Origin of the sequence: Burkholderia sp. COPS, assembly GCF_019425585.1 — a bacterium.
Taxonomy (GTDB): Bacteria; Pseudomonadota; Gammaproteobacteria; order Burkholderiales; family Burkholderiaceae; genus Burkholderia; species Burkholderia cepacia.
Map to the genome: position 1 here is coordinate 778 of NZ_WIXR01000087.1, position 4,781 is coordinate 5,558.

Sequence of the window (4,781 nt, forward strand, 5' to 3'; positions counted from 1 at the left end):
CGGCCGGGCCGATCGGCAGCACGTACCAGAAGAACACGCCGAACACGTGACGATGCGATGCGACAACGGCGTGAATCAGCGTATGGCGGACGATTTCGCCGACCGGCATGTCGACCGTGTCGATACCCGTCCACTCGTGCAGGATCTCGCGCGCACGGGGCACGTCATCGTTGTTGAGCGCGAGGTGGATGTCGGTGAAGTAGTGGCTGAACTGGCGGAAGCCGAGCGTGAAATACACGACGACGACGTTCCAGATGAACGCGAGCACAAAGCTCACCTTGTACAGCAGGAAATAGATCAGCGCGACGATCAGCACCCACGGCAGCACGACCGCGAGCCATGCGAGGATGCCGTGCTTCTGCTTGCCTGCGTCTAGACCATGCGCGACGGTTTCCGCATGAAACTGGAACAACGCGAACACCGGATTGTTCGGCGACAACGCGCGGACCTGTTCGATGATGAGGGCGAGGAGAACCGAAAAGAAAGTCATGCGTGGCGCCGTCTTCGGAGTTATGTCATTTTTTGCATAACGATAGCACAGCGTAAGCACCGGATGGCTGCCGACGCAGTCGTGCGGCAGCCGGCCGCGCGCGCCAGCCGCCGCGTGCGCCTAGCCGGCTGCCAAGAAGCGGTACAGATTGCGCAACATGCCGGCAGTTGCGCCCCAGATGAAGTAATGCCCGCCGGGTTCGCCATTCGGATAGGGCATCGCAAAAAAACGACGCTCGCCGCCTTCCCAGCGAAACACCCGGACCTGATGGTTCGCGGGATTCATCAGGAACGCGAGCGGCACCTCGAAAATCTCGGCCACTTCGAACGTGTCGGCCTGCACGGTGAACGGCGGATGCACGAGGCCGACCACCGGCGTCACGCAGAAGCCCGTGCCGGTCAGGTAGTCGGGCAATGCGCCGAGGATCTCGACACGCTCGTCCGCCAGCCCGATCTCTTCCTTCGCCTCGCGCAACGCGGTTGCGGTCGCGTCACGATCGAACGGTTCGCGGCGACCGCCGGGGAAGCTGATCTGTCCGGCGTGGTCGTTCAGGTGGTCGGCGCGCTGGGTCAGCAACATGGTGAGGCCGGACTCGCGGACGACGAGCGGAACGAGGACGGCCGCGCTACGCGGATCGACGCCCTCCTGCAGTCTCGCCTCGCCGGGCTCGACACTCCACTCGAGCGTGCGCGCGAAACGGTCGCGCAGGCCGGACGGTGTCATCAGGCGGGAATCGATGGCCGGCAGGCCGGCGCCGGTGCCTTCGACCGGCAGGACTTCGGGATCGATGATGGGGCGGCGATTCAATGGGGCTCTCGTGTTGGTGTCGTATCGAGCATATTGTCGCGCCAGAATGAAAAAAGCACCCGGGTGGGTGCTTTTTCCTTACAGCTCTTACTCTTGGGAAGCTGCTGCGGCGCGATCCTTCGACACCAGCTTTTCCTTGATACGAGCCGACTTGCCCGAACGCTCGCGCAGGTAGTACAGCTTCGCACGACGCACATCGCCGCGGCGCTTCACGACGATGCTTGCCAGCAGCGGCGAGTACGTCTGGAACGTACGCTCGACGCCTTCGCCCGACGAGATCTTGCGGACGATGAAATTCGAGTTCAGGCCACGGTTGCGAATAGCGATCACGACGCCTTCGTAGGCCTGAACGCGCTTGCGGTTACCTTCAACCACGTTCACGTTCACGATCACCGTGTCGCCCGGGGCGAATTCGGGGATCGTCTTGCCGGCGAGCGCGCGCTCGATTTCTTCCTGCTCAAGTTTTGCGATCAGATTCATTACTGACTCCTTATGCCATCGTGTCGGCGTTCACACCCGCCTGCTTCCAGGCCTGGCCCCGATAGAGGATGGATTCACATCAGGCGCCGCACACGCATGTACGGCACCGCCAATTCCCGCCCGCGCAGCCGCCTCAGGAGGCGTCCTTCGCTTCGCGTGCGAGGTTCGCGAGCCACGCCTCGTCGGCCCGGCTCAACAACTTCTCGCGGCGCGCCCGGACGATCAGGTCCGGCCGCTTCCGCAACGTATTCCTCAATGCTTCCTGGCGCCGCCACTTCTCGATCTCGGCATGATGCCCGCCGAGCAGCACGTCCGCACGACGGCATCCATCATCGCCATCGCCGGCAATTCGCCACCCGACAGCACGAAATCGCCGAGGCTGATTTCCTCGTCGACGCAACGGTCGAGCAGGCGCTGGTCGATCGCCTCGTAGCGACCGCACAGCACGACAACGCCGGGTTCCTGCGCCATCCGCACCGCGCGATCGTGCGTGAGCGGTGCGCCTTGCGGCGACATCATCACGACGCGCGTGCTCGCGATACCCTGTTCCGCCTGCGCCGCTTTCGCGGCATCGATCGCGGCTTCGAGCGGCCTGGCCAGCATCACCATGCCCGGACCGCCGCCGTACGGACGATCGTCGACCGTGCGGTAGTTGTCCGTCGTGAAATCACGCGGGTTCCAGGTGCGCAACCCGAAGCGCCCTTGCTTGACGGCCCGGCTGGTGATCCCCCAGTCGGTCAGTGCACGGAACATCTCGGGAAAGAGCGTGACGACGTCGAACTGCACCGCGCTCTCGGTAACCTGGTTCATTTCAGTAATCGGCTTCCCAGTCGACGACGATGCGACGCGCCGCCTGATCCACCGTTTTGACGTAGACGCCGACGAACGGAATCAACCGCTCGTCGGTGGTCGGCTGACCGTCTTTGCCGGTCGCCGGATACTCGACACGCATGATCGAATGCACGCCGTTGTCGATCATCCCGCTCACCTTCCCGAGCGCCACCGATTGCTCGTTGACGACATCGAGACCGATCAGGTCGACCCAATAGAATTCGTCCGCGGCCAATGCCGGGAAATCTTCCCGGCGCACGAACACGCGAAAACCGCGCATGGCCAGCGCGGCATCGCGGTCGCTCACGCCCGCGGGTTGCGCAACGACAGTGTCGCTGTGCGTCTTCGACTGCAGGATGCGGACGGAAAGCCGCTCCGCACCGCGCTCCAGCCACCAGTGGCGCGCCTTGAGCAGCGCATCGCCACCGCGACCGGCGTCGGCATGTGTCGCCACCTTGACCCAACCCTTCAGGCCATAGGCGTCGACCACTGCCCCGACCTCGACGGCATCGTCGGGCCAGGCCTGCGCCACTTCGAGACTGCCCTGCTCGGCAGCCTGACCGGCGTTCGCGACAACGTCGCGCTCGACCGGCTTGCGGACGAATGCGCCAAACGACGCACGCCCGCGCCTTGCATTACCGGAATCGTGACCCGCCATCAATGCACCTCACAGCCGGCACGACCGGCACACCGCGCCATGTTAGGCAGCCGGTTGCGCCTTTTGCGCTTCCTTCACGAGACGCTGGACGGTCGGCGACAGTTGCGCGCCAACGCCTTGCCAGTACGTCAGGCGATCCTGAGCGATACGCAGCGATTCGCCCTTCGTGGCGACCGGGTTGTAGAAGCCGACGCGCTCGATGAAGCGGCCGTCACGACGGTTGCGCGAATCGGTAGCAACGATGTTGTAGAACGGGCGCTTCTTCGAGCCGCCACGAGCCAGACGGATGATAACCATATGATGTCCTTCGGGAAAACCGGGTTCGAAACTACTGAAACACGCGATTATAGCCGGAAACCAGAGGTACAACAAACACTTACGCGCAAAAAATCCGCGGGCGGCCTGTCCGCCGGGCATAGAATCGTCGTGTCCGGGACGTTCCACACCGTCATGCCGCCCCTTCGCGCCGCCTCGATGTGCCGCGCGCAGCACCGTTTCGCGGCGCTGCTTGCCGGCCTTGCCTGCCTCGTATCCGCAATGGCGTCAGCCGCGCCGCTGCCGGTGGGCGAACTCGTCGTGCCGCCCGGCTTCCACGTCGAAGTGCTGGCCGACGCGGTACCGACCGCTCGCGAAATGGCGTGGTCGCCACGCGGTATCCTGTATGTCGGCACGCGGGAAGGCCGCGTGCACGCGTTCGTGATGCACGAGGGCCGGATCAGCGCGCGCTACGTGATCGCTTCCGGGCTCGACATGCCAGTCGGTGTCGCCTACCGTGACGGCGCACTCTATATATCAGCCGTATCGCGCATCCTGCGGCTCGATCGCATCGACGACCGACTCGCCACACCGCCCGCACCCGCCGTCGTCACCGACGCGCTGCCGACCGAACACCATCACGGCTGGAAATTCATCGCGTTCGGCCCCGACGGCAAGCTGTACGTGCCGACCGGCGCACCGTGCAACGTCTGTCTCGCCGATCGCAGCCGCTACGCGATCATCGCGCGCATGAAGGCGGACGGCAGCGGGAGCGAGATTGTCGCCCGCGGCATACGCAATACGGTCGGCTTCGCATGGCACCCCGATTCGGGCGAGCTGTGGTTTACCGACAACGGGCGCGACATGATGGGCGACGACGTGCCCGACGACAAGTTGAACCGCGCACCGCGCGCAGGCCTCGACTTCGGCTTCCCGTACTGCCATGGCGGCGACACGCCTGACCCCGAATTCGGCAGCCCCGACGTTTGCCGCCGCTACGTGCCGCCCGTATTGAAACTCGGTGCGCACGTCGCGGCCCTCGGCATGCGCTTCTATACAGGGCCGATGTTTCCGGCGTCGTACCGCAACAACGTGTTCATCGCCGAACACGGCTCGTGGAACCGCAGCATGAAGGTCGGCTACCGCGTGATGCGTGTCGTGGTCTCGGCGGACGGCAGCCACGCGCGCCAGACTCCGTTCGTCACGGGCTGGCTGCGGCCCGACGGCACGGTCTGGGGACGCCCTGCCGACGTGCTGCCG

General features: G+C 64.7%; 6 protein-coding genes and 1 pseudogene. 1 reads left to right on the plus strand and 6 read right to left on the minus strand.

From position 1 onward, the window contains the following. From FOZ70_RS37230 to rpsP, 6 genes and pseudogenes are all read right to left on the minus strand, one after another. A partial coding sequence (locus tag FOZ70_RS37230) for a cobalamin biosynthesis protein (RefSeq protein WP_219707874.1) occupies positions 1–490 on the minus strand: 490 nt, incomplete at its 3' end. A 120-nt stretch (positions 491–610) separates the two neighbouring features. Then, a complete protein-coding gene (locus FOZ70_RS37235; RefSeq protein WP_069247448.1) occupies positions 611–1,297 on the minus strand; it encodes a CoA pyrophosphatase in 687 nt (228 codons plus the stop codon). Between the two features lie 87 nt (positions 1,298–1,384). Beyond that, on the minus strand, positions 1,385–1,777 hold the full coding sequence (gene rplS, locus FOZ70_RS37240) for a 50S ribosomal protein L19 (RefSeq protein WP_006753174.1): 393 nt from the start codon (positions 1,775–1,777) through the stop codon (positions 1,385–1,387). Between the two features lie 133 nt (positions 1,778–1,910). Further along, positions 1,911–2,587: pseudogene (locus tag FOZ70_RS37245) on the minus strand (tRNA (guanosine(37)-N1)-methyltransferase TrmD). Between the two features lies 1 nt (position 2,588). After that, complete coding sequence (gene rimM / locus FOZ70_RS37250; protein WP_021159743.1) at positions 2,589–3,266, minus strand: ribosome maturation factor RimM; 678 nt, start codon at positions 3,264–3,266, stop codon at positions 2,589–2,591. Between the two features lie 42 nt (positions 3,267–3,308). Continuing rightward, complete coding sequence (gene rpsP / locus FOZ70_RS37255) at positions 3,309–3,563, minus strand: 30S ribosomal protein S16 (protein WP_006476550.1); 255 nt, start codon at positions 3,561–3,563, stop codon at positions 3,309–3,311. 153 nt (positions 3,564–3,716) lie between these two features. On the opposite strand from rpsP, the gene FOZ70_RS37260 reads away from it, so the two are divergent. After that, positions 3,717–4,781, plus strand: a 1,065-nt coding sequence (locus FOZ70_RS37260; protein WP_219707875.1) for a PQQ-dependent sugar dehydrogenase, incomplete at its 3' end; no start/stop codon positions are given.

What these genes read in the sequence shown, in the direction of transcription:
- rplS (WP_006753174.1), bottom strand. Translation starts at nt 1,777, where the DNA reads ATGAATCTGATCGCAAAACTTGAGCAGGAAGAAATCGAGCGCGCGCTC.
- rimM (WP_021159743.1), bottom strand. Translation starts at nt 3,266, where the DNA reads ATGGCGGGTCACGATTCCGGTAATGCAAGGCGCGGGCGTGCGTCGTTT.
- rpsP (WP_006476550.1), bottom strand. Translation starts at nt 3,563, where the DNA reads ATGGTTATCATCCGTCTGGCTCGTGGCGGCTCGAAGAAGCGCCCGTTC.